28 protein-coding genes and 1 pseudogene are annotated in these 25,648 nt (G+C 62.0%); 11 read left to right on the plus strand and 18 right to left on the minus strand.

The annotated features are described in order from the left end of the window. Nucleotides 1-14: 14 nt before the first annotated feature. Both AC1DWF_RS02700 and recO read right to left on the minus strand, forming a co-directional pair. Nucleotides 15-533 (minus strand): PaaI family thioesterase, encoded by a 519-nt coding sequence (locus AC1DWF_RS02700; protein ID WP_476784582.1) that lies wholly within the window; start codon nucleotides 531-533, stop codon nucleotides 15-17. Then, nucleotides 530-1,291: a DNA repair protein RecO gene (gene recO, locus AC1DWF_RS02705; RefSeq protein ID WP_476784583.1), complete on the minus strand. Its 762-nt coding sequence runs from the start codon at nucleotides 1,289-1,291 to the stop codon at nucleotides 530-532. Before recO ends, AC1DWF_RS02700 begins: the two co-directional genes overlap by 4 nt. A gap of 167 nt (nucleotides 1,292-1,458) precedes the next feature. Here recO and AC1DWF_RS02710 point away from each other — a divergent pair, with 167 nt between their 5' ends. Continuing rightward, nucleotides 1,459-2,853 (plus strand): metal-dependent hydrolase family protein, encoded by a 1,395-nt coding sequence (locus AC1DWF_RS02710; protein ID WP_476785652.1) that lies wholly within the window; start codon nucleotides 1,459-1,461, stop codon nucleotides 2,851-2,853. 33 nt (nucleotides 2,854-2,886) lie between these two features. Here AC1DWF_RS02710 and AC1DWF_RS02715 read toward each other — a convergent pair whose 3' ends face one another. The 7 genes from AC1DWF_RS02715 to AC1DWF_RS02745 form a co-directional block, all read right to left on the minus strand. Next, a complete protein-coding gene (locus AC1DWF_RS02715; protein ID WP_476785648.1) occupies nucleotides 2,887-4,242 on the minus strand; it encodes a PepSY-associated TM helix domain-containing protein in 1,356 nt (451 codons plus the stop codon). 57 nt (nucleotides 4,243-4,299) lie between these two features. After that, nucleotides 4,300-4,692: a DUF2946 family protein gene (locus AC1DWF_RS02720; RefSeq protein WP_476787462.1), complete on the minus strand. Its 393-nt coding sequence runs from the start codon at nucleotides 4,690-4,692 to the stop codon at nucleotides 4,300-4,302. 70 nt (nucleotides 4,693-4,762) lie between these two features. Continuing rightward, nucleotides 4,763-5,899 carry an alanine racemase gene (locus tag AC1DWF_RS02725; RefSeq protein WP_476785650.1) on the minus strand — a complete coding sequence of 379 codons (1,137 nt, stop codon included), beginning with the start codon at nucleotides 5,897-5,899 and terminating at the stop codon, nucleotides 4,763-4,765. A gap of 85 nt (nucleotides 5,900-5,984) precedes the next feature. Continuing rightward, entirely contained in the window at nucleotides 5,985-7,304 is a 1,320-nt protein-coding gene (locus AC1DWF_RS02730; RefSeq protein ID WP_476787463.1) for an MFS transporter, read from the minus strand. 85 nt (nucleotides 7,305-7,389) lie between these two features. Beyond that, the gene (locus AC1DWF_RS02735) at nucleotides 7,390-7,671 is read right to left on the minus strand and encodes a metal-sensing transcriptional repressor (protein ID WP_476786235.1); all 282 of its coding nucleotides are present in this window, start codon (nucleotides 7,669-7,671) and stop codon (nucleotides 7,390-7,392) included. A gap of 46 nt (nucleotides 7,672-7,717) precedes the next feature. Then, nucleotides 7,718-7,948: a DUF4287 domain-containing protein gene (locus AC1DWF_RS02740; protein WP_476786236.1), complete on the minus strand. Its 231-nt coding sequence runs from the start codon at nucleotides 7,946-7,948 to the stop codon at nucleotides 7,718-7,720. 31 nt (nucleotides 7,949-7,979) lie between these two features. After that, complete coding sequence (locus tag AC1DWF_RS02745) at nucleotides 7,980-8,894, minus strand: DMT family transporter (protein ID WP_476786237.1); 915 nt, start codon at nucleotides 8,892-8,894, stop codon at nucleotides 7,980-7,982. A gap of 50 nt (nucleotides 8,895-8,944) precedes the next feature. Between AC1DWF_RS02745 and AC1DWF_RS02750 the strand changes: the two genes are divergently transcribed. The 4 genes from AC1DWF_RS02750 (at nucleotide 8,945) to AC1DWF_RS02765 (ending at nucleotide 11,984) form a co-directional block, all read left to right on the plus strand. Beyond that, entirely contained in the window at nucleotides 8,945-9,496 is a 552-nt protein-coding gene (locus tag AC1DWF_RS02750) for a MarR family winged helix-turn-helix transcriptional regulator (RefSeq protein ID WP_476786238.1), read from the plus strand. A 49-nt stretch (nucleotides 9,497-9,545) separates the two neighbouring features. Further along, complete coding sequence (locus tag AC1DWF_RS02755) at nucleotides 9,546-10,583, plus strand: serine hydrolase domain-containing protein (protein WP_476787464.1); 1,038 nt, start codon at nucleotides 9,546-9,548, stop codon at nucleotides 10,581-10,583. A 71-nt stretch (nucleotides 10,584-10,654) separates the two neighbouring features. Continuing rightward, nucleotides 10,655-11,287 carry a LysE family translocator gene (locus tag AC1DWF_RS02760; RefSeq protein WP_476783727.1) on the plus strand — a complete coding sequence of 211 codons (633 nt, stop codon included), beginning with the start codon at nucleotides 10,655-10,657 and terminating at the stop codon, nucleotides 11,285-11,287. A gap of 37 nt (nucleotides 11,288-11,324) precedes the next feature. Then, a complete protein-coding gene (locus tag AC1DWF_RS02765; protein ID WP_476783726.1) occupies nucleotides 11,325-11,984 on the plus strand; it encodes a pentapeptide repeat-containing protein in 660 nt (219 codons plus the stop codon). Between the two features lie 79 nt (nucleotides 11,985-12,063). On the opposite strand, the gene AC1DWF_RS02770 is transcribed toward AC1DWF_RS02765, so the two are convergent. Beyond that, nucleotides 12,064-12,681, minus strand: coding sequence for an NAD(P)H-dependent oxidoreductase (locus tag AC1DWF_RS02770; RefSeq protein ID WP_476783725.1), 618 nt, complete (start codon nucleotides 12,679-12,681; stop codon nucleotides 12,064-12,066). Between the two features lie 93 nt (nucleotides 12,682-12,774). Between AC1DWF_RS02770 and AC1DWF_RS02775 the strand changes: the two genes are divergently transcribed. Then, entirely contained in the window at nucleotides 12,775-13,392 is a 618-nt protein-coding gene (locus AC1DWF_RS02775) for a TetR/AcrR family transcriptional regulator (RefSeq protein WP_476783724.1), read from the plus strand. Between the two features lie 99 nt (nucleotides 13,393-13,491). Here AC1DWF_RS02775 and AC1DWF_RS02780 read toward each other — a convergent pair whose 3' ends face one another. Further along, nucleotides 13,492-13,704 carry a hypothetical protein gene (locus tag AC1DWF_RS02780; protein WP_476783723.1) on the minus strand — a complete coding sequence of 71 codons (213 nt, stop codon included), beginning with the start codon at nucleotides 13,702-13,704 and terminating at the stop codon, nucleotides 13,492-13,494. Then, complete coding sequence (locus AC1DWF_RS02785; RefSeq protein ID WP_476787532.1) at nucleotides 13,701-14,384, minus strand: DUF2092 domain-containing protein; 684 nt, start codon at nucleotides 14,382-14,384, stop codon at nucleotides 13,701-13,703. The genes AC1DWF_RS02780 and AC1DWF_RS02785 overlap by 4 nt, the downstream gene beginning before the upstream one ends. Nucleotides 14,385-14,909: 525 nt before the next feature. Here AC1DWF_RS02785 and AC1DWF_RS02790 point away from each other — a divergent pair. Further along, the gene (locus tag AC1DWF_RS02790; protein ID WP_476841434.1) at nucleotides 14,910-15,416 is read left to right on the plus strand and encodes an N-acetyltransferase family protein; all 507 of its coding nucleotides are present in this window, start codon (nucleotides 14,910-14,912) and stop codon (nucleotides 15,414-15,416) included. Between the two features lie 72 nt (nucleotides 15,417-15,488). Here the strand turns inward: AC1DWF_RS02790 and AC1DWF_RS02795 are convergent, their stop codons facing one another. The 3 genes from AC1DWF_RS02795 to AC1DWF_RS02805 all read right to left on the minus strand — a co-directional run bounded on the left by AC1DWF_RS02795 (nucleotide 15,489) and on the right by AC1DWF_RS02805 (nucleotide 19,615). Continuing rightward, nucleotides 15,489-17,099, minus strand: coding sequence for an arylsulfatase (locus AC1DWF_RS02795; RefSeq protein WP_476841435.1), 1,611 nt, complete (start codon nucleotides 17,097-17,099; stop codon nucleotides 15,489-15,491). Nucleotides 17,100-17,327: 228 nt separating this feature from the next. Further along, nucleotides 17,328-17,711, minus strand: coding sequence for a hypothetical protein (locus AC1DWF_RS02800; RefSeq protein ID WP_476841436.1), 384 nt, complete (start codon nucleotides 17,709-17,711; stop codon nucleotides 17,328-17,330). Nucleotides 17,712-17,767: 56 nt separating this feature from the next. Next, nucleotides 17,768-19,615 (minus strand): adenylate cyclase, encoded by a 1,848-nt coding sequence (locus tag AC1DWF_RS02805; RefSeq protein ID WP_476787465.1) that lies wholly within the window; start codon nucleotides 19,613-19,615, stop codon nucleotides 17,768-17,770. A gap of 115 nt (nucleotides 19,616-19,730) precedes the next feature. Between AC1DWF_RS02805 and AC1DWF_RS02810 the strand changes: the two genes are divergently transcribed. The 3 genes and pseudogenes from AC1DWF_RS02810 to AC1DWF_RS02820 all read left to right on the plus strand — a co-directional run. Further along, entirely contained in the window at nucleotides 19,731-20,045 is a 315-nt protein-coding gene (locus AC1DWF_RS02810; RefSeq protein WP_476783729.1) for a hypothetical protein, read from the plus strand. Between the two features lie 359 nt (nucleotides 20,046-20,404). Next, a complete protein-coding gene (locus AC1DWF_RS02815) occupies nucleotides 20,405-20,902 on the plus strand; it encodes a hypothetical protein (RefSeq protein ID WP_476787466.1) in 498 nt (165 codons plus the stop codon). A 276-nt stretch (nucleotides 20,903-21,178) separates the two neighbouring features. Next, a pseudogene (locus AC1DWF_RS02820) lies at nucleotides 21,179-22,153 on the plus strand (sulfatase-like hydrolase/transferase); the annotation flags it as partial. 64 nt (nucleotides 22,154-22,217) lie between these two features. On the opposite strand, the gene AC1DWF_RS02825 reads toward AC1DWF_RS02820, so the two are convergent. After that, nucleotides 22,218-22,961 (minus strand): SDR family oxidoreductase, encoded by a 744-nt coding sequence (locus AC1DWF_RS02825; protein ID WP_476785550.1) that lies wholly within the window; start codon nucleotides 22,959-22,961, stop codon nucleotides 22,218-22,220. Nucleotides 22,962-23,059: 98 nt separating this feature from the next. On the opposite strand from AC1DWF_RS02825, the gene AC1DWF_RS02830 reads away from it, so the two are divergent. Next, nucleotides 23,060-23,965, plus strand: coding sequence for an AraC family transcriptional regulator (locus AC1DWF_RS02830; RefSeq protein ID WP_476785549.1), 906 nt, complete (start codon nucleotides 23,060-23,062; stop codon nucleotides 23,963-23,965). Between the two features lie 33 nt (nucleotides 23,966-23,998). Here the strand turns inward: AC1DWF_RS02830 and era are convergent, their stop codons facing one another. Together era and rnc are read right to left on the minus strand one after the other, a co-directional pair. Further along, nucleotides 23,999-24,928 (minus strand): GTPase Era, encoded by a 930-nt coding sequence (era, locus tag AC1DWF_RS02835; protein ID WP_476785548.1) that lies wholly within the window; start codon nucleotides 24,926-24,928, stop codon nucleotides 23,999-24,001. Continuing rightward, on the minus strand, nucleotides 24,925-25,647 hold the full coding sequence (rnc, locus tag AC1DWF_RS02840; protein ID WP_476785547.1) for a ribonuclease III: 723 nt from the start codon (nucleotides 25,645-25,647) through the stop codon (nucleotides 24,925-24,927). The genes era and rnc overlap by 4 nt, the downstream gene beginning before the upstream one ends. Nucleotide 25,648 lies beyond the last annotated feature (1 nt).

The raw sequence follows: 25,648 nt of genomic DNA on the forward strand, positions 1-25,648 counted from the left end.
TCAGATTGGCCTGCTCACCGCGCCGCCAGATTGGCGACGGGAAAGATCGAGCATGTTTCGGTGCCAAAGGCGAGCAGCTTGCCGCTGGCATCCTTCAGCGTGGCTTCGGACACTGCGAGCGTCCTGCCCTTGTGGATCACCTTGCCTTCGCAGACCACCTCGCCGGTGGCGGGCGTGATCGGCCGGATCAGGTTCACCTTGAACTCGACCGTTGTGTAGGCCTCGCCCTTGTCGAGCATGCTGTGCACCGCGCAACCCAAGGCAGAATCAAGCAGGGTCGCCGCCCAGCCGCCATGAACCGAGCCAAGCGGATTGAGATGGCGTTCGCTTGGCACGCCGCGAAACACCGCGCGACCGGCGTCCACTTCGGTCAGCCCAAAATTCATCACCGCGGCGATCGGCGGTGACGGATACACCCCGTCCACGACACGTTTCAGCAACTCCATGCCTGAATATAGGTGCACGTCCTCATGCGGGATCGTGCCCAGGCCAAGGGGAGAAAAATGGCCAGGGAACAACTCGACTTCGCTCATGCGGCAGTGTCTCCATGGGAGATGGCTTGGGCAGCGTAGAACTTGCGCAGCGCCATGAGCAGCCCGCTCCGCGCGTCGGGGATATCGATCCCGCGCGGCTCATAGACATGGCGGGCAAAAAAGAAACTCGACAGCCTGAAAGCGTCCTCGATGGCTTTGAGGTCGGCACCTTGCCGCGCCCCGCGCTGCAAAAAGGGCGGCAGCGCAAACAGCTTGTCGCGCCATGGTTCACCGGCAGAACGCGACACCGCCCGGCCCGATTTCGGCGAGACGTAGGTCAGTTCCTCGACGGTGCCGGTCGCGGCACATTCCGAGAGATCAAGGCCGAAGCCGAGTTCTTCCAGCACCAGAAGCTCGAAGCGAACCACCAGCTCTCCGACCGCCTCGGCTTCGTTCAAGTGATCGATCAGGATCGCCAGCGTCTCGTATAGTGCTGCATGCGGGTCGCGCTCGGGCAGCAGCCTCAGATGCGCGGCCAGTGTCTGCAAGGCATAAACGGCAATGGCGCTGTCGATCAGCCTGGCGGCATTGAGCTCGATCGGCTCGGCCTGGAAGGTGCCCATATGCTCGTCGAGCCGGGCACGCCAGACAAGGTCGACGCGGTTTCCAGCCTGCAGCACCGGCTGCTGCTTGCGCGAGCGGCCGCCGCGCACCAGCCCAAGATGCCGGCCATGCGCACGCGTCATCACCTCGAGCACGGCCGAGGTTTCGCCATGCTTTCGGGTGCCGAGGATGATTCCTTCGTCGCGCCATTCCATGGCCGGACCATCAGCCGGTTAGGTGGCGAAATCAAGAACATTGCAGGGGCCAAAGCCGTACAGAGAAGCATCCTGCCTTCGGCATGGACATGGCGAGTGCTGCGCGTGCATGATCCCGAAGGTGTCGAACGCGAGGGGCGGTCGCGCTCTTCCATCGGGGGACAGATATGTTTCACAAGCAGATTACGACATTTCGACTGCCGCTGGCCGCGCTTGGGTTTCTGCTCGGATTTGGCCAGGCCAGTTTTGCCCTCGACGATCTGGAGACAGCACCTCCCCCGCCCCTTGTGACCACCGACGTGACCCTGTTCGAAAACGTCCGCATCTTCGACGGCAAGAGCGCGACGCTTTCGGCCCCATCAAACGTCCTGGTCAGGGGCAACATCATCGAGCGGATTTCACAAGCGCCGATCGAGGCCGGCGGCGAGGCAAAAGTGATTGCCGGCAATGGCCGCGTGCTCATGCCAGGGCTGATCGACGCCCACTGGCACGCCTTCATGGCCGCCACACCGCAACCGCTGTTGATGACGGCCGACCCCGCCTATCTGCAATTGCTGGCGGCGCGCCAGGCGGAGGCGACGCTGATGCGCGGCTTCACCACCATCCGCGATCTCGGCGGGCCGGTCTTCGGGCTCAAGCGTGCGATCGACGAAGGCGTCACGCCTGGCCCGCGCATCTATCCCTCGGGCGCGATGATTTCGCAGACCTCCGGACATGGCGACTTCCGCTTTCTCTACGAACTTCCCCGGATCCCCGGAGGACCGCTGAGTTTTTCCGAGCGCGAAGGCATCGCGGCCATCGCCGACAGCCCCGACGAGGTCAGGCTGCGCGCACGCGAACAACTCAGGCTGGGCGCGAGCCAGATCAAGCTGATGGCCGGCGGCGGCGTCAACTCGCCTGCGCACAATCCGATCGAATCCATTCAGTACACCGAGCCGGAGCTTCGTGCGGCGGTCGAGGCGGCCGAGAACTGGGGCACCTATGTCACCGTGCATGCCTACACCCCGCCCTCGGTCCAGCAGGCGATCCGCGCCGGCGTCAAGGTCATCGACCATGGCCAGCTGCTTGACGAGGCAACAGTCAAGCTGATGGCCGAAAAGGGTATCTGGTGGAGCCTGCAGCCGCTGACCTATGACCCGGACGTCTTTGCGCGCATGGACCCGTCGTCCCAGAGACGGGCCAAGCAGGTGTTCGACGGTACCGACAACGCCTACCGGCTGGCCAGGAAATACAAGGTCAAGACTGCCTTCGGCGCCGACATCCTGTTCGACCCGGCCGCTGCCAGYCGTCAAGGCGCAGCACTGGCGAGCCTCGCCAAATGGTACACGCCGGCCGAAGCACTCAAGATGGCGACCGGCGACAATGGCGAGCTGATGGCGCTGTCGGGCTTCATCAACCCCTATCCCGGCAAGCTCGGCGTCGTCTTGGAAGGCGCGCTCGCCGACCTCCTGCTTGTCGAAGGCAATCCGCTGGAAGACCTCAAACTTGTCGCCGACTCCGACAAGAATTTTTCCATCATCATGAAGGACGGCAAGGTCTACAAGAACACGCTGGCGAAGTAACCGGCCGCCGCGTCGCCACGGCGGCCGGTTGGATCAGGCCGGCTTCATCGCCCGGGTGCCGAGCCAGTCGAGCGCGAGCATGACCAGCAGCGAGATGCCGACCAGCGGAAACAGGATGCCGCCGACAGCCAGAATCGCGATCAGTCCACGAAACACGCGCCGGTCGGTGGGCAGCGGCGGCACGCCAAACGAACTGGCCGGGCGCCGCTTCCACCACATCACGGCGGCCGACACGGCAAGCAAGACGATGCCCAGGCAGGCAGCCAGCAGCACCAGCTGATTGGCGAGGCCGAACTCCTGGCCCATATGCACTGATATGCCCCATTCCAGCCATTTGCCGAGCGGGCCGTAATCGGCAAAGCCCATGTCGATCAGCGGCTTGCCACTATACTGTTCGAGATGGACAACGCGCTGTTGGCTCGCATCGTCGGGATAGACCGAGCCAGTGTAGACGCCTTCCGGCGTCGCTGGAATGTTGACGGCATAGCCGCGATGCAGGCCAAGCTTGTCGAAGGTCGCGACCGCCACGTCGAGACCTATGGGCGCCATTGCATGCTCGGCTGTCGATTGCGGCATCTGCGCCTGCTCGAGCGACCACGACGTCTTGGCGACATGGTTGAGATGCTCGTCGGACATCGGCACGGCCACCCGCACGCCGGCGGGATAGCCGAAATTGTTGCCATTGGCCCATTCATTGACCTTTTCGCCCCACACGCCCGACCACGGCATGCCGGTGATCGCCAGAAAGACGATGAAGAAGCCGACGAAGATGCCTGTCACCGCGTGGGTGTCGCGCCAGAACATGCGGTTTTTCGGCTTGCCCCGCACGGTGACGACACCGCCCGACTTTCCGCGCGGCCACCAGAGATAGATCCCTGTCGCCACCAGCAGGATCGACCAGCCGGCGGCGAGTTCGATCAGCATGCGGGCGGTGTCGCCGAAATATTTGAGGCTGTGCAGATAGCGCACCATCCACATGATCGTGCCGCGATCGGGCAGCGCGCCCAGCACCTCTCCGCTATAAGGGTTCACATAAACCGCAAGCTTGCCCTCGGTTTCCGTCTTGACGGTAATCTCCACCGAACCTGTCGGTGAAGCGGCGTCGGTGAATTTGACGGCGGTGCCAGGATGAGCCGCGAGCGCTGCGACAACCATCGCAGAGGGTGCGGCCTTGCCTTCTGAAATCTCGACACGCTTCAGGTCGGAATAGACGAGCGCGTCGATCTCATCCTTGAAAAGATAAAGAGCGCCGGTCACGGCGAGGCTGATCATGAAAGGCAGCACCAGAAGGCCGGCATAGAAGTGCCAGCGCCAGACGGCGCGAAAAAGATTGGACGGCGAGCGCGCAGCCACAGCGCTGCTCTCCCGTCCGAGGGTCATTTCGGACATTGTTGTCTCCATAAGCGTGGAAGTCAGGCCGCTTGAACGGCCTTGATCGGTTCGACGTCAGATGGAGATCGTTGGTGGTGCCCTTGCCTCGGCGATCAGCCCGCGCAGGCCCTGCCGAACGGGCTCAGCCAGTACGGCAATAACAGTGCCATCCGCCTCCGGCCGGTTGAGGATGAAGGCAAGCTGTTCGCCCGGCAGGCCGGGAGCAGTCGCCACCGCCAGCTGGCAGAGCGTGCCGCAGGGGCATTCGGCGGGGCTGCGGACAGGCTGCTTGTCGCCGCTCGCAGGGGCCATGCCGTCCATGGTGCAGATGACGCCGAGCGGGTCGGCGGCAGAGGCCGCCATGGCGCCGGACGCGGCACCTGAAAGCAGCGCTTGGAAAAGCAGCAGGAACGCGATCATGCCGGCGATGGCGCCGGTCGCAAGCCTGTCCCGCAAAATGAGCCGCATGCTCTTCATCGTGGCGCCATGCCACAATGCCGCCGCAAAGTCACTGCGGCACGGGCGCTATGCCAGCCTGTCACCAGCCGCGAAAACGTGGCCAGTGGCCCAGCCCGCCACCAGCGGCCAGCACGTCGTAGCCGTCGAACTGCGCGGCAGTAGCGCAGGCATGGTTGGGCAGGATGCGCAACATCTCGCCCACCGCGAGATCGGGAAGCTTTGCCTCGCTGCCGGGCCGCACCGCAATGACGCCGTGTTCCTGGGTCGTGGCCGCGACGATAAGGTCTTCAAGCACGCGCCCCTCGATGTCGCAGACCACGCCGTAACCCTGGTCAACGGCTTGCGATGCGGTGCCGCGATCGCGCGACAGCGCCATCCAGCCGGCATCGATCATGATCCAGCCGCGCTCGTGTTGATGGCCGATGACGGTTGTCAGCACCGACAGGGCAATGTCCTGCAGCGTGCATACACCTATGCCTGCCTGGACGAGGTCAAAGAAGACATAGACACCCGCCCTCACCTCGGTCACACCGGTCAGGTCGCGGGCAAAATGCGCGGTCGGCGTCGAACCGACACTGACGACCGGACAGGCCAGGCCAGCGCGCTTCAGTATTTCCACTGCCGTCAATACCGCGCGACGCTCCTGTTCGGCGAATTCGACCAGGCTTGCCTCGCCGCGCGCGCCGTAGCTCTCGCCGGCATGAGTCACGACACCGCGCAGTTCCGCGCCACCGTCTGTCAATATACGCCCTATCTCGACGATGGCGGGATCATCCGGGCGCAGCCCCGAACGATGGCCATCACAATCGATCTCGATCAGGGCCGGTATCGCCTCGCCCGCCTGGCGCGACGCTGCGGCAACGGCACTTGCCTGGGCAATCGAGTCGAGGGTTACGACAAGGTCGCAGCCCTTGGCTCGCAGGGACAGAACGCGCGGCAGTTTTTGCGGCGAAATGCCGACGTTATAGAGAAGATCAGTGACGCCGGCGCCAGCAAAGACTTCGGCCTCCTTCAGCGTCGCGACCGTCGCCGAGCTGGCATTCCTGAGAACTCGTTTGGCGGCATCGACCGACTTGATCGTCTTGAGATGCGGTCGGCCCGAAACATTCAATCCAGCCAGTCTATTGTCGAGGCGTTCGATGTTTCGGAGCATGATCGCCTCATCGAGGATCAGGCTTGGAGTCGGCAGTTCCCTCAGGCTGGCTGCATCCCGCATAACCGCAGGTCCCCATCTCGGCTGCACAGATCATAACGCAAAGCCTGATCGACCACCAAGGGTTGGAAAGAGCACCAGGTTCTCGTCAGCGCTCGCGCGGCCATTGCGGATGCAGCGTGTCGATGACGAAGCCGTGGGCATGCCGGCGTCCATGGCGATGCGCGCCCTCCGTCCAATGCGGATCGTCCTCGGCAAGGTCATCATGGTGATGGCCCACGATATCGGGATCGGAAGCCGGCCACATCAATACGGCCACCGCCACCGCAACAGCGGCGATACCAGCCATGATGACAAAGGTCTGGGACAGGCCGACGGTCACGCCGAGCCAGCCGGCCAGCGGATAGGCGATCAGCCAGCAGGCATGGGAAAGCGCAAACTGCGCGGCAAACAATGCCGGCCTGTCTTCCGGGCGCGACGAACGCCTGAGCAGCCGGCCCGCCGGCGTTTGCGCGACCGAATAGCCAAGGCCGAGAACGAACCACAGGGGTAGCAGGGAATCAAAACCCTGTACCAGCGTGCCGCACACAAGYCCGAACGCCAGCAGAGCTATGCCCGCCAGCATGATCGAGCGGTCCTGGACCCGGTCGAGTATTCGCGGCAGCATCAATGCCGCCACCATCGATCCGACGCCATAAGCCGCCAGCGCCATCGCCGTAGACTTCTGCGTCAGGCCATATTCGCCCTGCACGATGACGACTGTGTTGACGATCACCATCGCACCGGAAGCCGCAACCGCCATGCTGACGGCAAGCAAGCCCTGCAGCCGTGGCGTTGCAAGATAGATCCGCAACCCCCGCGTGGTTCGCTCATAGATCCCGCGGTGTTCGGATACGTGCGGGCTCGGCAGCGTCACCGAGACGACCAGAGCCGCCGATGCCAGAAAGCCGATCATCGTACCGGCAAACAGGCTGTGGAAGTTGATCACCGTCAGAAGTGCCGCCGCCAGAATGGGGCTGACCAGACTTTCGAGGTCATAAGCAAGCCGGGTCAGCGAAAGCGCGCGGGTGTAGTCCTTTTCGTCAGGCAGAATGTCGGGAATGGTCGCCTGGAATGCGGGAGTGAACCCGGCGGATGCCGATTGCAGCAGGAAGATCAGCACATAGACCTGCCAGACTTCGGTGACAAAAGGCAAAAGCAGCACCACCGCCGCACGCACGAGATCAAGGCAGACCAGCATCGGCCGTCGCGGCAGCAGCTCGGCAAAGGCAGCCGCCACAGGTGCTACGACAACAAAGGCGATCATCTTGATCGCAAGGGCTGTGCCAAGCACCACACCGGCGTCCGGCCCGGCCAGATCATAAGCCAAGAGCCCGAGCGCGACCGTCGCGAGGCCCGTACCGATCAGCGCGATCAGCTGGGCAGCAAACAGATGGCGATAGGTTCGGTTGGACAGGATCTGAAGCATCGGTCAGGCTCGGTGATGTCAGGCGGCCCGAGGGCTGCAACGGTTGCTCGGCAGAAGGCGCGAGGCGGCCGGAATCGGCGGCGTCTCACAGGTACTTGGTGATTTCCTTGAACTCGTCGATCGACTGCCGCTGCTCGCGCGGCAACGGTCCGACCGCTTCTTCCAGGCAATGATCGAGATGATCCTGGATCAGGGTGCGCTTGGCCTGGCCGACAGCCTTTTCCACCGCGTGCAATTGCTGGGCGACATCGAGGCAAGGCCTGCCCGCCTCGATCATGGCGATAATGCCGCGCAGATGGCCTTCGGCCCGCTTCAGCCGCTTGAGCGTATCGGGATGGGACGCGTGGGTATGCGCATGTTCTGTCATCCCAAGATGCTATCCCCCTGGGGAGCATGTGGTCAAGGCAGCATCCCTAGAGGTCGCCGACCTTCTTCTTGCCGCTCAAGAGCGCGTAGACCGCCATCGAGTGCCCGTGCCCGAGGGCGAAATCCTCGCGCAGCCATTCGATTACCTGCCCGGCCTTCACGCCGGCCTTGAGCTTTCCCTGTTCAGAAAAGCCCTTTTCGTCGGACAGTTTCAAAAGGTCCTCCGGTCCCTTTCCGGTCTTGTTCTTGATCGTGTCGAGATAGGCTTGAAATGACATTGCAGTTTCTCCCGATTGAAGGTTGGGTTGATCAAGCGCGCCGACGGTTGGCCAGCACCCCACCAGCGATGATCGCCGCGAGGCCCGCGACCGAAAGCAGGGTCAGCACGTCGTTGAACAAGAGCGCCGCCAGCACCACGCCGAAGCCCGTGCCCCAATAGCCAAGCTGGCTGAAGAACACCGGCCCGCCGATCTCCTGCAGGCGGAAGTTGAGCAGGTAGGACGAGGCCGAGGTTGCGACCATGCAGCCGATCCAGAACAGCACGTCACGGTCGAAAAAGACCCAGCTCGATGGCGCCTCGAAGAAGGGCGCCACCAGCGCCACCATCAGGCTGGAGCTCAGCAGGATGCCACAGGAGAAAGCGAGCGCCGACGAGCCCTTGGGCCAAAAGGCCGAGCGGATGATGTTGCCGGCGGCGGCACAGGCCGGGATAGTGATGCCGAGCAGCACCCACACCGTCTCCGAGAGGTCGATCTCTGCCAGCTGCTGCTGCACAAGGGCCGCCATGCCTGCAAGGCCGATGAGGATGCCGGCGAAGCGCCTGACATACATGCGCTCGATGCCGAGCCCGGCGGCGAAGCTCATCGTCAACAGCGGCGACAGCGAATAGACGGTCGAGGTATAGGCCGGCCCGACACGGTCGACGATGTAGTAGCCGAGTACCGTGGGCACGGTGAAGCTGATGATGCCGAGCACCAGGTAGAGCACGATATGCCGCCACTCGCGCGGTATGCCCTGCCCCGACGCGGCCAGCAGCGGCAGCAGGATCAGGCCAGCGCCGACATTGGCAACCAGCGCCAACTGGAACGGCTGCATGCCCGCGTTCAGTGCCGCCTTGGAGATCATGATGCGGGTGGCAAAGACGAGGCCGCACAACGCCAGCAGGATCAGCGGCGAGCGCGCGGCGTAGGACACCGGCAGACGAAGAACTTCCTGTTGCGTCATGGCGAACCTCGAGATATCTTAGCGCTAAGATAAATGACGGAATTATCTTAGTGTCAAGACATCTCGACGAAAATAATGGGGAATTGGCCGGCGGCGGCCTGCAGGACGGCATCGATGCGCGGCGCGCCCAATGGGCCAAAGAGCTCCCTCATCTCGATACGCGCGGCATGGCGATCCTCGGCCGCGCCCGCTGGATCACGCTTGCCGCCCGCCCGAAGATCGAGGCGATCTTCGCCACCTACGGCCTCGACAGCGGCGAGGCCGACGTGCTGTTTACGCTTTTGCGTTCCGGGCCTCCATACCGACTGCGCCCGACCGAACTCTACCGCTCGATGATGATTTCGTCGGGCGGCGTCACCAACAGGATCAACCGCCTCGCCAAGGCAGGGCTGGTCAGACAGGTCAGCGCCGAAGGCGATGGGCGCAGCCTGCCTGTCGAACTCACCGACGAAGGCCTCCGACGCGCCCGGGAAGCATTCGAGGCCGATATGGCGGTCGAGACGCTGATGCTCGAAAGCCTGACCGAAGCCGAACAAGAGCAGCTCACAAAGCTTTTGCGCAAACTGGCGCTATCCCTTGGCAGCACCAGCGCGCCAGAGTGAGAGCGCAATGGGCATCTCGATGCCGGCCGCCAATGCCAAAGGAAACGGAATGAACAGGGACGATCTCGCCGCGCGCTTGCGCCAACAACAGGCCGCGACGACCTTGTATGCCACCGGCAAAGGTCTCGATCAGCCTTGGCAGGTCTCGGCCGGCGTGGCTGATCAGTCGAGCGGCAGGCCGATTTCCGCCGACACGCCGCTTCGGGTGGCGAGCAACACCAAGACCTTCGTGGCCGCCACCGTTCTCCGGTTGTGGGAACAGGGCCTGATCGACCTCGACAGCCGGATCGCACCACTCGTGACGCCACTGTTCAACGACCTGCTTTCGACCGCCGGATACCGCACCTACAAGATCACCGTTCGCCATCTGCTGAACCACAGCGGCGGGCTATGCGATCACGCCGACGATCCGCGCTACTTCGCCACCGTGCTTGCCGACCCGACCCGCTTCTGGACACGCGAAGAGCAGGTTCGCCTCGCCGTGGAATACTCGCCCCCTTTGAGCGAAGCGGGGACGCGGTTCAGCTATTCCGACACAGGCTACATCCTGCTCGGCGACATCATCGAGCGCATCTCGGGCACAAGTCTCGCCGCCACGGTTCGGCGCGAAATGTCGTTCGACAGGCTGGGCCTGACATCGACATGGTGGGAGATCGCCGAACCACAGCCTGTAACAACCGAGTTGAGGGCGCGTCAGTTTCTGGGTGCGGTCGACGCCACCGACATCAACGCATCGATGGACCTCTACGGCGGTGGCGGGCTGGTGATGTCGGCGCGCGACCTCGCCACATTTTTTGCAGCCCTGTTCGAAAACAGAGTTTTCGACAGCCCGCAAACGCTCCAAGAAATGCTCTCGAAGGGCACTCATGAGGGCGCCGACGCCTACCGTCTCGGCATTGCCGTGAGCCGCGTCGACGGCATCGAATGTTGTTCGCATCTCGGTTTTTGGGGAACGGTCGCCTACTATTCACCGGCCTCGGGCACGGCCATCGCCGGCTTCACCACGAACCGCGAAGCGCGCGCTGGGCTCGTGTCGATCATCGAGCAGACCCTCGCGACAACCCTGCCCGTTTCCGCTATCGCCTGAGCAAGGATCATGTAGTTTTGCAAAGTTGCCGCAGGGCCTGGCCAATGCGGACTGACCACTGGAGCGCAGACATGCCGTCGACCGAGCTATTGATCGCCTTTTTCGCCACCACAGCGATCTTCGCCTTCATGCCTGGTCCTGCCATGCTTTACGCCGCGGCCCAGACGCTGGCGCGCGGACGCTGGTCGGGGATGATGGCAGCGCTCGGCATCCATCTCGGCGGCTATGTCCATGTCATTGCCGCTGCTGCCGGCCTGTCGGTGCTTTTCCACGCCGTGCCGCTCGCCTATATGGTCGTCAAATTTGTCGGCGCGGCCTACCTCATCTGGCTCGGCATTGCGCTGTTCCGCGCCAAGGTGCAAGGCGATGGCGATCTCCCCGTCATCGAGCCAAAATCCGCCCGGCGCGCCTTCTTCGAAAGCGTCACCGTCGAGGTGCTCAACCCCAAGACGGCGATCTTCTTCATGGCGTTCCTGCCGCAATTCATCGATGCGTCGGCCACATTTCCGGTCTGGCTGCAGTTCGTCCTGCTGGGCATGATCGTCAACATGATGTTTTCGAGCGCCGATATCATCGGCGTGATGCTGGCGGGCGCGATGATCACCAGGCTGCGGCGCTCGAGCCGTGCCCAGCGCCTGATGCAGCGCGCCGGCGGTGCCGTGCTCGTCGGCCTTGGCGTTCACGTGGCCCTGCAAAAGAGCTGAACTACAAAGCGCAGACCACCGACTGAGCCCTTCGAGAATGATACCAGCCGACCACACCATTTCCCTCGCCGATCAGCTTGCCCAGGGTCAGCGCTCATTCAGGGGCCTGCAACTCGCAGGTAGCGATCTCGCGCGGCTTGACCTCAGCGCTTGTGAGTTCGTCGACGGCAATCTGGCCGGATGCGATCTATCGGCAGCGACGCTCACGGATACGCGCTGGACAAGCTGCCGCATGGCGGGCGCCAAGCTTGCGGCGATCGATGGCGTCGATGCCGAGTTCCGCAATTGCGACCTCTCCAACACAGACTGGACGCGGTCGCGGCTCAACGCCGCGAAGTTCAGCCAGAGCAAGCTGACGGGCGCGAATTTCGCCGATTGCGCGTTGATCGGCACTGACTTCCAGCAATGTCGGCTGGTCAGCGCCTTCCTGCCCGCCGTCTCGTTCCGCCGCAAATCGCTCGACAATCTCGATTTCAGCGATGCCGAACTCAGAGGCTGCGATTTCCGCGAGGCGATCTTCGACGGCTGCAGCTTGCGGGGCGCCACCTTGCGCTCCTGCCGCTTCGAAGGTGCCGACCTGCGCGGCTGCGACCTTGGCCCGCTGAAGCTCAACGAGGCGGCGATCCTCAAAGGTGCGGTGATCTCGAAAAGCCAGGCAACAGACCTTTTGCGCAATCTCGGGCTGCAGGTGCTGTAGCCAAGAGCGGCCCTAGCCGCCGCTGGCCTCGACAAAATCAACTTTGTGAATGTGGCGGCCGCCCAGCGGGGCTACGCTTTCACGCTGCTTCTGCCGAAACAATTGTGGATGCATCGAAGAGATTGCGGCCGATGGTCCGCGCGGCCTCCAGATGGTCAGCCGGCCCTTGCGTTTCGGAGTCGAGCAGGAGCTCGGACGTCACCACTGATGCACCGACATAATCGAAGATGCCATGGTCGATCTGCGTTTTCATCGCGCCGAAATAGCCGTGCCGCGCATAGGTCCGCATGGTTGCGCCACCGATGGCGACGAGATGAACCTTGAGGTGACGCAGTCTCTTCATCGGCTTGATGCCGGGGCCCTCATCGTAAGCCCAACCGTTGGCGAACACGCGGTCGACCCATCCCTTGAGCAGCGCCGGCATCGACCACCAATAGACGGGATAGACCAGCACAAGCGTGTCGGCGCGATCGATCCTTGCCTGCTCGGCGGCGACATCGGCTGACGGCGGCACCTCCCTGCGGTGAACGGCGAGATCCGTGGCGGTGTAGCGCGGATCGAAAGTTTCCGCCGCAAGGTCGGCAACTTCGAAGCTGTTGCCTGGGTCGGACTGGGACAGGCCCTCGGCGATTTGCGCAGCGACGCTGTGGCTGAGCGACTTCGGATCGGGATGCGCGACAACGATGAGTGCGTGCATGTCGAAAACTCCTGCTTGGTGGTTGCGGGCGGCGGGCGCTGCTTATATACTTTCTGTAAGCTAATTTTAGTAATATACTTTTGGTACATAACGATGTCAAGCGCCGTTACGACAGCCCCACGCCTGCGCAGGCGCCTGCTGCGGGAAGACCGCCATCGCCAGCTTCTGGACGTCGCATGGGCTTTGATCAGCGAGGAAGGAACGGAAGCCTTGACGCTGCCACGGCTTGCCGAGCAGGCGAACGTGGCAAAACCCGTCGTCTATGACCATTTCGCCACGCGGCCGGCGTTGCTCGCAGCACTTTACCAGGAGTTCGACACGCGCCAGACCGCGCTGATGGACACAGCACTTCAAGCAAGCGAACCGACCCTATCGGGCAGAGCCGCGGTCATCGCATCGTCTTATGTCGAGTGCGTGCTTCTGCAGGGCCGCGAGATACCGGGCGTGATCGCAGCCCTTGCCGGCTCGCCCGAACTGGCGAAGGTCAAGCGCGATTACGAAGCGATCTTCATGGAGAAGTGCCGGGCCCTGCTTGCCCCGTTTGCACCGACCGGCACCGTCGCGTCGCCGGGGCTTTGGGCGATGCTTGGGGCGGCCGAAGCACTGTCCTTCGCCGCCGCGAGCGGAGACATCACGCCCGCTCAGGCCAAGGACGAGCTGTTCGAAACAATACTCGCCATGGTCGCCAGAAACGAGCGGCAGAGGCAATGATAACGTTCTGGGGCTCGCGCGGAAACCGCGCGAAAACCCCATTCCGATCAACACCCGGCTGCCGCTGTTTGCTACGCGGACCTTCGCTTCGGGATCATGCTAGCAATAATACACGCCAACCGCGCAGCGCCGCACGGTGCGCCGCGCCACGCCGGCAACGCTCACTGGCGTAAGAGGCCGACCGACCCTGGCTTCGGCCGTTGAGACGAAACCAGGAAGCCCAGGCACTGTCGGATGCTCCAGGGTTTCGAGCCCGATAAACCCGACAGTTGCGGCGAGCAGATAAATTCTCAGCTTCCTTGACGCGTTCATTTGCCACCTCCTGGTGCAAAATGGCTGGGCAGTTCATCGATGTCGCGCAACTCCTTCACATCGATCTTCTTGGCACCGTCCGGCGCCTTGAAGGCAAAATCATCGGCCTTCATGTCGGTGCCGGCTTTCCAGTCACTGATCTGGATACTGTATTGCGGCCCTTGGGCCACCCCTTTGGAGGTAATGACATACCGGCACGGATAGGGATGTTCGCCTTGCGCGATCCAGATCTGCCAATCGACGTCCTTTGCCCGGAAAGCCAGATGGTCGCATTCGGTGCCGCCGATGACGCCGCTGCCGAGATCCTTGACGTTGGTCACGCCATGCATCAGCTCGTCATAGACGTTCGACAGCAAGAGATCGGCGCCCGGAACCGGCTTGTGGTATTTATCGCGCAACTCGTCGACAAGATGATCCACCGTGCCGGGGGCATCGACCTGGGCATACGCATTGGCGTCCTTGCCCAAAAGGGTCAGGACCTTCCCGTCGAAGAGAATTTCGACATTGGCGAACCCGCCGGTGCGCGTAGCACGGAACTTGTCGGGCCGGCTGAGATCGACTTCGCCCGAACTCGCCAGCAACAATTTCTGGTGATCCTTGGTGACGACCTCGAGGTTGGTGTCGTAGTCGAACGATATGCTCTTCTGCGCGGCCAGATAGTCGGACATCGCCTTGAGCATGGTCTTGGCCGCTGCTTCATCGGCTTTTGCGGGCGCTGCGAGGCCAAGCGTCAAGACCACAGCAGAAGCCGTCGCGGCTATGAGCGCGAGACGGTGAGTCCGCTTGAGGAAATCATGCTGCACGAACATGGGAATACCTCCGCTTTGGGTGACTTGTTCAATTGGGGTATCTGCTCTTGGAAAATGGTGACCTAAGCCTGATCGGAAACGAAGCGGCGTGTCGCTCCAGTCGAGCGCGAATTTCCTCCGGAAAAGACAGCAATGCGGATACAGCAAAGGTGCTGGATTGCCATTCCCTCAGGCCTCGCCTGATACAACCTGGGCCTGCAAACCGTAGCCTACTCCCCGAATGTCCCTTGGTCCACCACAGGGGAGCTATCGAGGCGGTGCTCGACGTCGCCATCATTTCCTTCCCCAGCCGGAGGACCGTAGTTGTATCTGCTGCGCGCCGCGTAAACATGTCTTCCCAAAGGACAAATCATCAACTATCCGCAGATTGACCTTCGCTGGACAATGGATCGAGACGTGATCAGACCCGCAGATATGACGGATGCTTCCAGCCTCGCTGCGCTCGGTCTGGAAGTTTGGCTGAACACTTACATTCGCAATGGTGTCAACGCGTTCTTTGCCGACTTTGCATTGAGACAGTTCACCGCCGCTCGGTTCGAAGAAATCTTGTCGCAAGAAAATCAAACCATCCTGGTTTCGCAGAATTCCGTTGGCATCGACGGATTTATCCATGTCTCGTTGGGCGTCGAGGCGCCCGTGGCCAAATGCTCCGATCTCGAAATTTCAACGTTGTATGTCCAGCCCCGGCACCAAGGCGGTGGCGCCGGCGGGAGGCTGCTTGCGGCTGGCTTGCAATTTTGCGCATCAACCGGGCGGCCCGATGTCTGGCTGTCGGTCAACGCCGAAAATGACCGCGCCTCCCAATTCTATCTGAGGAAGGGTTTTGCCAAGGTCGGCGAAACGCAGTTCCGGATCGATGGCCAGTCTTATCCGAACCACGTGCTGCGATACGCACTGACCTAGCAAGCCCGGGCCAGGGAAAACTGCAGCCCGGCGGGCTGCCATTGCGAGCCGCCCGCCCAAGATCACATTGTCCTACTTGGCCATGGACGCCCTGGCGGCCTCGATCTGCGCCTTGACTGCATCAAGGTTGAAGCTGGCGCCCTTCTGCATCGGTGGGAACTCGATTGCCGTCTCGGCGAGCTTGGCCACCTCCTGCTGAACGAACACGAAGCGCCAGAACTGATACAAGAACCACTGGTTGAAGTATCCTTGGGCACCGTCCAGGGTTCCGTTTTCCGGAGTGCCCAGGCGTTCGAACGGATCGAGCCGCAGGTTCGTGATCGACGGTGCATCGACATGATCCTTGGCCCCGAGCCAGCCGTTCGGCTGCTCTATGAAGCGATACTTGTAGTCGTCGATGCGCACTGCGCCCAAAGTGCTCTCACCAAAATAGTAAATCTCGTGGCGGGCCGAAGGTCCCTTGCCGGTGAGCATGGCCGTCTGGTCGTAACCGTCGAGATAGTTCTTGTAGGTGCGATCGCCAATCTTCTTGCCTTTGAGAAGCTCGGCCTTGATGTTCGGGTTTCCTGCCGCTGCCACGAAAGTCGGCAGCCAATCAAGACCCGACACGATGCCGTTCTCGACCTTGCCGGGCTCAATCTTGCCGGGCCAGCGAATGAATGCCGGCACGCGGAAGCCACCTTCATAGATCGTGCCCTTTTGTCCCTTGAATGGCGTGTTGCCGCCATCGGGCCAGGTAAAGGTCTCGGTGCCGTTGTCTGTCGTGAACAAAACGATGGTGTTGTTGTCGACGCCCAGTTCCTTGAGCTTCTGCATCACCAGTCCAACGTCGTCGTCGAGCTGGGCCATGCCGGCTTCCTGGAGAGACCAGCCATTCTCCGAATTCTGAAGCGCCTCATATTTGGGAGAAAGGTGGGTTACGACATGCATGCGCGTGGGATTGAGCCACAGGAAGAAAGGCTTGTTGTCTGACTTGGCCTTCTCCACGAACTTCAGGGCGAAGTCGCGGATTTCACCGTCCACTGTTTCCATCCGTTTTGGATAGAGGGTTCCGGCGTCTTCTATCTTCTGCTTGCCGACCTTGCCCCAGCGCGGGTCGACGGTCGCGTCATCAGTGGTTGTCGCCCAGCTGTGGAGCATATTGCGCGGCCCAACCTTGTCCAGGAGTTCCTGCGGGTAGTTGGGGTGCGCGGGATCTTCCATCGCATCAAGGTGATAGAGATWGCCGAAGAACTCGTCGAAGCCGTGAACCGTGGGCAGGAACTCATTGAGATCGCCAAGGTGGTTCTTGCCGAATTGGCCTGTGGTATAGCCCATATCCTTGAGAACCGTGGCCAGTGTCACGGCTTCGGCGGGCAGTCCGGTCGTGGCTCCAGCCTGACCGACAGTGGTCATGCCGGTACGGATCGGCAGCTCGCCGGTGATGAAGTTCGCACGGCCCGCAGTGCAACTCGCCTCGGCATAATAATCAGTGAACAGCATGCCCTCGGCGGCAATCTTGTCGAGGTTCGGCGTGCGCCCGGCCATCATGCCGCGATGATAGGCGCCGATGTTCCACATGCCGATATCGTCACCCATGATGACGACGATGTTGGGCGGCTTGTCTTGCGCGGCTACCGTCGCAGCGCTGCCCAAAGTCAGCGCGGTGCCAAGCAACAGAGTTCCAAGAAGATTTCGCTTCATATGCTTTCTCCATCCATGTGCTGAGACCAACTCACCTTGCGGAAGCCAAAGGCAGTCATGACGAAACATTGCGGAAGGCTATGCCGGAGCGGAGGCGCCGCAACGACGCCCTGCCCTACGCAAGGTGCCTCGCCTTTAGGCTAGTGGTTGTAGGGCATACCGGCGTGTAGGTTCGGGTAGCTTCTGTGCTGAATTTGCCGCGATCGTCCGCGTTCTGACACGGTCTGGCTACGTGCCCGAACGTGATCGGCGGGCTTGCCAGGCGACAGCAAGGAGCAGGCCAAGTGCGGCATGGAAGGCAGCCGCTGGCCACAGCAAAGGCCCAGACAGGGCACCATCGAGCCCGAGATAACRAAGATACGCCGCCACAAGGACGTTGTAGGTGAGCATGGCCGCCAGTGCGGCGTGCCTGCCTTTATCCTTTTGGCCGATCCAGCCGGCCGCACCCAGGGCGATCAGTGCAACTCCGGCAACGCGGGCGACGGGCAGGCCAGCGCCGAACAGGCCTTCGCCAAGCAGCAACCGCGCAACCAGGTTCGGATCGAAGATCAGGGCAGCGCCTGTGGCTGCCTCGATAAGAGCGGCAATCCCAAGTAACCACGCAACCGCCATCGCGGTTCTTCCTCTTCAGGAGTTCCCGAGGCAGCCGCCCACTGTCGTTTGGGCGCTCACTCGCCCGGCTGGTTGCCAGAAGCCGCAGCCAGCGGGACGGTACGCGAGGTGGCGTCGCTGGAGGGCAACAGGCCTGCCTGCCTAAGCCCTGCGATCAATCGGGCTCGATCCTCGGGCTGGAAGTTTCGCTTGCCGAACTCCGCCTCGATGTCGGGCATGAATCCGGGGCGCAGCTTGGTAAACACCTCACCGTTGCGGGCGGCTTCATCCATCATTCCGTTCTGCGCATAGATGACCGCCGCCACCAGATGAAAGAGCGGCCATTGATCGAGATTGGCCTGCCGAATCTCCGCGAGGGCGGTTTCGTCGTCCTCAAGCATGTAGGCCGCAAGTGCCAGAATCGCATGATAGTAGCCGGACCCGCCCGGGTTGCGGGCCAGCGCGTCCTGCAAAAGTGCTGCACCCCGCTGCCACTGCCCACCCAATGCCAACCGAGTGCCAAATTCGCCAAGGAACTCGGTGTCGTTGGGGTTGAGGGCGAGCGCCCTTTCCCCGACGGCGATAGACTCCGCCAACTGCTGGCTGAAGAACAACGCCGTCATCAAGGCCTGAAGCGCACGCACATTGCGCGGGTCAAGCTCGACGGCCCGGCGCGCGACGTCAAGTGCGCGTTCAAGCGAACCGGCGCGCCGATTAAAGCCGAACCTGTCTTCATCGACATAGGCAATGGACAGCATCGACCAGGCGGTGGCGTAAGCGGGATATCGCGCAACCGTCTGTTCGAGGCACTGGCGGACCACGGCATGTTGTTGGCTACTCAAGGCTGCGCGGTAGCCATAGAATTGCAGCGTGCAACGGTAGGCGTTGAGATCATCAGGCGGGGCGTTGGCCGTATCGGCCTGATAAATGACGCCAAAGGGCTGCGCCACTGCCGTCGCGACCTTGGCGGCAACGTCAGACTGAATGGCGAACAAGTCGCGTGATCGCAAATCATTGTCATAGGTCTGGGACCAAAGGATCGCGCCGGAATCGGTTTCGGTCAGGCGGGCAGTGACACGAACCCGGTTGTCGAAGACCTGCACACCGCCCGCGAGAAGAAACCGGGCACCTAGTTTCTCCAGCACATGCGAAACAGCGACCTGGGGCGGCAGGGCTTCCGAGGTCTCACGGCCAAATACCGTGAGTTCCTTGAAGCGCGGCAGCACGCTCAGCAATTCTTCAGTGATCCCCGTTGCGTAGATCTTCGCCTCCGGTCCTTCGCCAAGATCGGCAAATGGCGCGATCACCAGAGTCGCCCCCTCAGGATCGTACACTGGTGCGGCTGGCGATGACGCCTGGGACATCGGCTTGTTGGCGGTCCAATTGGTGTAGATCATGACGCCGACGAGAATTGCCAGCAGCGCCGTGACCAGCCCCAATGTTGATGTGACCAGCCAATGGACCCGGTCCCAAGCAGGCGCTGGCGCATTCGCAGCCTTCGAAACAGCAGCAGGATCGCCCGGCCCGGGCTCCACGACGTCCGCACCGATCCAGGAGAACATCGGCACGTATCCGCCCTTGGGAATTTCGATGCGGATCGGATCGGCTTGTCCAGCAACCAGATAGTAGCGCTCGAGCGCGCGGCGCAGCCGCCCCGCCTCGATCCGCACAACGGGGTCTTCCTGCGTGAATCCCTCGTTCCGCTCGAACACTTCGATGGCAATCGAGTAGCCCTTGATCCGGTCAGCACGGCCTTCGAGGGTTTCTTCGACCACATAGCGCAGGAACGCGCATCCGCGCGCGGGAACGGGGAATTCTGTGCTGGAAAGAATGCGCTCGAGTTGAACGCGGATTTCGTCCGGAGAGGGTAGCGGTCGCGATGCGGAGAATAGTAACGACGCCGCGGCATGCCTTGAGACCTGCATTGCCGTTCCCCTCGATCTCGCGCAACCTGGACATGCAGGCCCGAGCGTAGACTACCGTAACCTACTCCCCGAATGCCCCGCGGTCCACCAGCATGCCTAGGGTCTATCCTAATTGATGTGCGCGCAGGTAACCGACGACAGATGGGAGGGCGCCCTCGACATGGATCAAAACCTAGCCGCCGCCAAACGCCATTTTCCCGCTCGCGGTCGCGCGATCGAGGAATTGGCGGCGCGCAATGACGATTTTCGCGCGCTGTGCGCGGATCTCGCTGATGCGGAGACCGAGGTCCAACGATTGGTGAATTCAGTTTTGCCAAAACGCGACCAGCGCGTTTCAGAATATCTAGAACTGGTGCGCGACCTGGTTGGGGAGATCGAGGCGGCGCTCGACGCTGCCGCCATCATTCCCTTCCCCGGCCGGCGGCCGTAATTGTTTGGTCTTGAAAAGCGGGAGCAGTGCCGCATAGGGTCGCGGTCGGGAGCGCCAGATGGCGGGAATTGACGGCCTTTGACATTGCCTTTGTCGGCGCTTGCCTCGCGGGCGTAGCATTGTTACCGTCCTCCAATTCCCGGGGACGTTCCAGCATTCGATAGTTCAGCCCGGCGGTGCCTTTTCCAACGCGACTTGCTCGACAAGCTCGACACGACGAAAAGCAAGCCCAGGAGGGAAATTCACGCCTACGCAATTTCGGGCCAAATTGTTCGGCCCAACGCCTCCCGGATACCGGTCTCAGCGCAACCGCACGTGCAGCACGTCGTTTTCTACCAAGCACAACAAAGGAGAAGCGCATGTACACGAAGACAGTAGTGGGTATGGCACTGGCTTTTTCCGCTTTGGCTGCCATGGCCTCCGCCCAGGAGCCTCCAAAGAAATTCGGCAGCGAGGCCGGTTGGGACATCTTTATCAAGCCAGACATGGGCCCCGGCTGCGTGATCACAAAAAAACTTAACAATGATGCGCAATTCCAAATGGGCATCGACGCGACCGCTGAAAAACGCGGCTACATGGCTCTCTACACCAAGGCCGATGCCCAGGTTACCGCCGGGGATGAGCTCTCAGTGATCTTCGATGTCGACGGACAGAAATTCAGCGGGGCCGCTACCGGCCAGCAGATAGACGGGATGAAGGGGGCCTTTGTTTGGGTCAACAATCCCGAGTTCATCTACGACCTCGCCAAGAAAAAGAGCCTGACAATCGCCCCTGCGGGACGTGAAGCGATCGTGTTGCCTCTTACCGGGACCGATGCTGCCTTCAAAAGCCTGCGCGCCTGCCAGGAAGCTCAGTAATCGGAATCAGTTGCGGCACTCTAGCTGGGTGCGTTAGGCGATCGGGAGGTGATGATGCCTCGCCTTCCGAACGTCCTGTGAGMAGCTGTTTTGTGTCTGGCGCACGGGCACCGCAAGCCGGAGCCCTGGCGCGGAAACAGGCCCTTTGTCAGGCTCGACGGTCTGGAAAATCGTTCTAGTTGCACTCTGCGATCCGCGATCGGATCGAATAAATCAGGCATCCTTGCTCGATCTTTCAGTCGAGCGGGTCGCCGCGCCTCGTGTCGTCGGAATTCCTTCTTCGACAGCTACGTCGAGAAGGCCGCACTTGGGTTTCTTGATGACGCGACGAAATCCGACAAACCCTTCTTCATCAGCGTCAACTTCATGAAGGTGCACCAGCCGAACATGCCGGCGCCGGAGTTCGAGCATAAGTCGATGTCGAAATATGCCGACAGCATCGTCGAGCTGGATACGCGCATCGGCCGCATCATGGACAAGCTCCACGAGACCGGCTTGGACAAGAACACGCTTGTCTTCTACACCACCGACAATGGCGCCTGGCAGGACGTCTATCCCGACGCCGGCTACACGCCGTTCCGTGGCACCAAGGGCACGGTGCGCGAAGGCGGCAATCGCGTTCCCGCCATCGCCGTCTGGCCGAGCAAGATCAAGCCGCGCAGCAAGAACCACGATATCGTCGGCGGCCTTGATCTGATGGCGACATTTGCTTCGGTTGCAGGAGTCGCCTTGCCGACCAAGGACCGCGAGGGACAGCCGATTATCTTCGATAGCTACGACATGTCGCCAATCCTGAAAGGTACAGGCAAGTCGGAGCGTACCTTCTGGTTCTATTTCACCGAAAATGAGCTCACGCCTGGTGCTGCCCGCGTGGGCAATTACAAGGCCATATTCAATCTGCGCGGGGACAACGGTGCAGACACCGGAGGATTGGCAGTTGATACCAATCTCGGTTGGAAGGGGGCGTCGAAGTATGTCGCGACTGTCCCACAGGTCTTCGACCTCTGGCAGGATCCACAGGAGCGCTACGACATCTTCATGAACAACTACACGGAGCGTACCTGGACGATGGTAACGATCAGTGCCGCGATAAAGGATCTGATGGCGGCCTACGTGAAGTACCCGCCATGCAAGCTACAAAGCCAGTCCTATACCGGCCCGATCGAGCTGTCGAAGTATCAGCAATTCCAATGGGTCCGTGATCAGCTTGCCAAAGACGGCGTTGAATTGCCGATGCCGACCGGCAATTGAAACGGCTGCAAAAGGAGCGGCAAGGTGCCGCCCTTTTTCCTGGGCCATTTTAAGAAAACCGTATTCAGCTCGCCTGCGCCAACGCCACCGCGTCCGGCCCCGCCGGAAAGCGGAGCTGTCCTGATGCGTCGTTCGCGGCCTGCCACACGGCTTCGGCGACGTCGGTTTCCTTCGTCACCAGCGCGGGCGTCGCGAACCCGGCAAAGATCGGCCCCGCGAACGCGGCATAGGCCTCGGGAATAAGATCCTCGACGCGCAGCTCGGTGTTGTGGGCAAAGCGCGTGCTCGGTGCATAGCCGGGCTCGACAATCTTCACCCTGACATCGAACGCGCCAAGCTCATGGGCCAGCGACCCGGTAAAGCCCTCGATCGCCATCTTGCTTGCGGTATAGGCAGCGGCCAGCGGCATCGGCGCCAGCGTCACACTTGAAGTGACATTGACGACCACGCCCGACCGCCGCACGCGAAACTCAGCGATCACTGCCTGGGTCATCGCCATCACGCCGAAGGTGTTGGTTTCAAACAGCTTGCGCACATGCACCATCGGCATCGCCTCGAAGGCGCCGACGAGGCCGATTCCCGCATTGTTGACGAGCACGTCGATCGGGCCGCTGGCGTCGAGCGTTGCTGCAATACTCTCGTCATCGGTCACATCGAGCGGCAGAACGCGCATCCGCTCCGTGCGCGGCAGGATGCCTACGCGCGGATTGCGCATGGTGGCAACGACATTCCAGCCCAAGGCATGGAAGTGGCGGGCGGTCTCCAGGCCATAACCTGACGAGCAGCCGGTAATCAGCACGGTTTTCATGGACTTTTTCCTGATTGATGTTGACGCCACGAAAATACCGTCCAAAATCCGGACTATCATCAATCTCCAGTCCTATATTCATTGGCAATAGTCCTGATATGATCGACCCCCTCGCCCAGGTCATCGAACTGCTCCAGCCCCGTACCTTGTTCTCGAAGGGGATCAGCGGCGCCGGGCGCTGGGGCGTCCGCTACTCCGAATTCGGCCAGCCTGGTTTCTGCGCCGTGCTCGAAGGCAGCTGCCGCCTCGCAGTCGACGGCGAGGCACCGGTCACGCTCGAACAGGGCGACTTCGTGCTTTTGCCGGCCACCCCTGCCTTCACCATGTCCGGTTTCGAGCCTGTGGCGCCAAGGCGTATCGACCCCAAAACGACGCCTGCACCGACGGAGGAGGTTCGCCACGGCCGGCAGGATGGCCCGGCCGATGTCCGCCTGCTCGGCGGCTACTTCGTCTTCGGTTCTCCCGATGCTGCGCTACTGGTGTCGCTGCTGCCAGCGATGGTCCATATCAGCGGTGTCGAGCGGCTTTCGACGCTGGTGCGGCTCATCGGCGAGGAAGCTGGCCAGCACAATGCAGGCCGCGACCTCGTGCTCGGCCGCCTCGTCGAGGTCCTGCTGATCGAGGCGCTGAGGGCAAGCCGGGCAAAGGGCTCGCCGCCCGGCTTGCTCAGCGGGCTGGCCGACGCCAGGGTTTCAGGGGCGATGCGGCAGATGCACGGCGATCCGCAGCGGCCGTGGACGGTAGCCGAACTCGCCGGCGAGGCCGGCCTGTCCCGCTCGGCCTTTTTCGACCGCTTCACGCGCACCGTCGGGCTCAGGCCGATGGAATATCTGCTCGCCTGGCGCATGGCGCTCGCCAAGAAACTTCTCGGCGACAAGGGGATAGCGCTGGACGAAGTCGCCCGCCAGGTCGGCTACGGCTCAGCCAGCACCTTCAGCACCGCCTTCAGCCGCCATGTCGGGCAATCGCCGGGCCGCTACGCCCGCAGCGACCGGCACGGCTGAGAGGCTTGCAACAATGGCAAGACGCCGTGCTCTTTAATGCGGGAAATCCAGCCCCATTTCGCGGTAGCGTTCGGGGTCGTCGCCCCAGTTCTCGCGCACCTTCACAAACAGGAACAGGTGCACCTTCTGTTCTAGAATGCTGCCGATTTCCATGCGCGAGGCCTGGCCGATGGCACGGATCGTTTCGCCCTTGTGGCCGAGCACGATCTTCTTCTGGCTGTCGCGTTCGACATAGATGACCTGCTGGATGCGCACCGAGCCGTTGGGCATCTCTTCCCACTTCTCGGTTTCGACATGCGACGAGTAGGGCAGTTCCTGGTGCAGCCTGAGATACAGCTTCTCGCGGGTGATCTCGGCTGCCAGCTGGCGCATCGGCAGATCGGAGATCTGATCCTCGGGGTAGTACCAGGGACCTTCGGGCAAGCGCTTGGCCAGGAAGTCGAGCAGGTCCTTGCAGCCAGAGCCGGTCAGCGCCGACACCATGAAAGTGCGTTCGAAATCGACGGCCTCGTTGGCGGTCGCAGTCAGCTTCAGCAGCTTTTCGGGATCGACCCGGTCGACCTTGTTCAGGATCAGGATCTTGGGCTGGCGCACGTCCTTGAGCCGTTCGAGGATGGCGGCGGCATCACCCTTGATGCCGCGCTCGGCATCGATCAGCACCAAGATTAGGTCGGCGTCCTTGGCCCCGCCCCAGGCGGTGGTCACCATCGCCGTATCGAGACGCCGCTTCGGCTTGAAGATGCCGGGCGTGTCGATGAAAACGATCTGGGCGTTGTCGTGGGTGGCGATGCCGCGCACGATGGCGCGGGTCGTCTGCACCTTGTGGGTGACGATCGACACCTTGGCGCCGACAAGCTTGTTGACCAGCGTCGACTTGCCGGCGTTCGGCGCGCCGATCAGCGCGACAAAGCCCGAACGGGTGGCACCCGTTTCAGGCGTAGCGGTTTCAGGGGCATCGGTCACGATGCGGTCTCCTCATGCTTCCATACGCCCTCACGCACCAAAAGGGCGGCGGCGGCATTCTGCTCGGCCTCGCGCTTGGAGCGACCGGTGCCGGTGGCGGGCAAAAATTTGCCGACCCGCACGCTCACCGAAAAGACGGGGTCGTGGTCAGGGCCGGTACGGCTTTCGATCTTGTAGGCAGGCACTGCTGTCGACGCCTGATGCGCCCATTCCTGCAATTCGGTCTTGGGGTCGCGGCGTGCCGCACCCGCAGCCTCGGCGCGCGGCTTCCAGTATTTATGGATGAAACGCTTGGCCGCATCCAGCCCGCCGTCGAGATAAATGACAGCGATCAGCGATTCCAGCGCGTCTGCGCGCAGATTGACGCGCTTGCGATCGGCAAGATTGCGCACTTCCGAGCCCGCGCGGATCAGATCGGCGAGCCCGATCTCGTCGGCGATCTGGGCCAGCGCCTCAGCATTGACGAGCGCGTTGAGCCGGACCGAAAGCTCGCCTTCGGGCGCTTCGGGAAAATCGGCAAGCAACATGTCGGCGACAGCAAGCCCGAGCACCCGGTCGCCCAGGAACTCGAAACGCTCATAGTCGACGCCTGCATTTGCGCTGCGCGCGCTGCCATGCGTCAGCGCCCGTTGCAGGCGCTGATGGTCGCGGAAGATATGGCCGGTACGAAGTTGCAACGCATCGGCGAGTTCCGTGGCGGTGAGCCGTTTGCCTGCCATG

Source organism: Aminobacter sp. P4_D5 (genome assembly GCF_056401815.1).

Excerpts from the sequence above, each read along its gene's own strand:
- AC1DWF_RS02770 (WP_476783725.1), bottom strand. The coding sequence starts at position 12,681 with ATGCACGCACTCATCGTTGTCGCGCATCCCGATCCGAAGTCGCTCAGC.
- AC1DWF_RS02780 (WP_476783723.1), bottom strand. The coding sequence starts at position 13,704 with ATGAACGCGTCAAGGAAGCTGAGAATTTATCTGCTCGCCGCAACTGTC.
- AC1DWF_RS02755 (WP_476787464.1), top strand. The coding sequence starts at position 9,546 with ATGAACAGGGACGATCTCGCCGCGCGCTTGCGCCAACAACAGGCCGCG.
- AC1DWF_RS02825 (WP_476785550.1), bottom strand. The coding sequence starts at position 22,961 with ATGAAAACCGTGCTGATTACCGGCTGCTCGTCAGGTTATGGCCTGGAG.
- AC1DWF_RS02805 (WP_476787465.1), bottom strand. The coding sequence starts at position 19,615 with ATGCAGGTCTCAAGGCATGCCGCGGCGTCGTTACTATTCTCCGCATCG.
- AC1DWF_RS02720 (WP_476787462.1), bottom strand. The coding sequence starts at position 4,692 with ATGCGGCTCATTTTGCGGGACAGGCTTGCGACCGGCGCCATCGCCGGC.
- AC1DWF_RS02775 (WP_476783724.1), top strand. The coding sequence starts at position 12,775 with ATGTCAAGCGCCGTTACGACAGCCCCACGCCTGCGCAGGCGCCTGCTG.
- AC1DWF_RS02810 (WP_476783729.1), top strand. The coding sequence starts at position 19,731 with ATGTGCGCGCAGGTAACCGACGACAGATGGGAGGGCGCCCTCGACATG.
- AC1DWF_RS02725 (WP_476785650.1), bottom strand. The coding sequence starts at position 5,899 with ATGCGGGATGCAGCCAGCCTGAGGGAACTGCCGACTCCAAGCCTGATC.
- AC1DWF_RS02785 (WP_476787532.1), bottom strand. The coding sequence starts at position 14,384 with ATGCTCAAGGCGATGTCCGACTATCTGGCCGCGCAGAAGAGCATATCG.
- AC1DWF_RS02745 (WP_476786237.1), bottom strand. The coding sequence starts at position 8,894 with ATGACGCAACAGGAAGTTCTTCGTCTGCCGGTGTCCTACGCCGCGCGC.
- AC1DWF_RS02815 (WP_476787466.1), top strand. The coding sequence starts at position 20,405 with ATGTACACGAAGACAGTAGTGGGTATGGCACTGGCTTTTTCCGCTTTG.
- AC1DWF_RS02760 (WP_476783727.1), top strand. The coding sequence starts at position 10,655 with ATGCCGTCGACCGAGCTATTGATCGCCTTTTTCGCCACCACAGCGATC.
- AC1DWF_RS02830 (WP_476785549.1), top strand. The coding sequence starts at position 23,060 with ATGATCGACCCCCTCGCCCAGGTCATCGAACTGCTCCAGCCCCGTACC.
- AC1DWF_RS02765 (WP_476783726.1), top strand. The coding sequence starts at position 11,325 with ATGATACCAGCCGACCACACCATTTCCCTCGCCGATCAGCTTGCCCAG.
- AC1DWF_RS02700 (WP_476784582.1), bottom strand. The coding sequence starts at position 533 with ATGAGCGAAGTCGAGTTGTTCCCTGGCCATTTTTCTCCCCTTGGCCTG.
- AC1DWF_RS02735 (WP_476786235.1), bottom strand. The coding sequence starts at position 7,671 with ATGACAGAACATGCGCATACCCACGCGTCCCATCCCGATACGCTCAAG.
- recO (WP_476784583.1), bottom strand. The coding sequence starts at position 1,291 with ATGGAATGGCGCGACGAAGGAATCATCCTCGGCACCCGAAAGCATGGC.
- AC1DWF_RS02715 (WP_476785648.1), bottom strand. The coding sequence starts at position 4,242 with ATGTCCGAAATGACCCTCGGACGGGAGAGCAGCGCTGTGGCTGCGCGC.
- AC1DWF_RS02740 (WP_476786236.1), bottom strand. The coding sequence starts at position 7,948 with ATGTCATTTCAAGCCTATCTCGACACGATCAAGAACAAGACCGGAAAG.
- rnc (WP_476785547.1), bottom strand. The coding sequence starts at position 25,647 with ATGGCAGGCAAACGGCTCACCGCCACGGAACTCGCCGATGCGTTGCAA.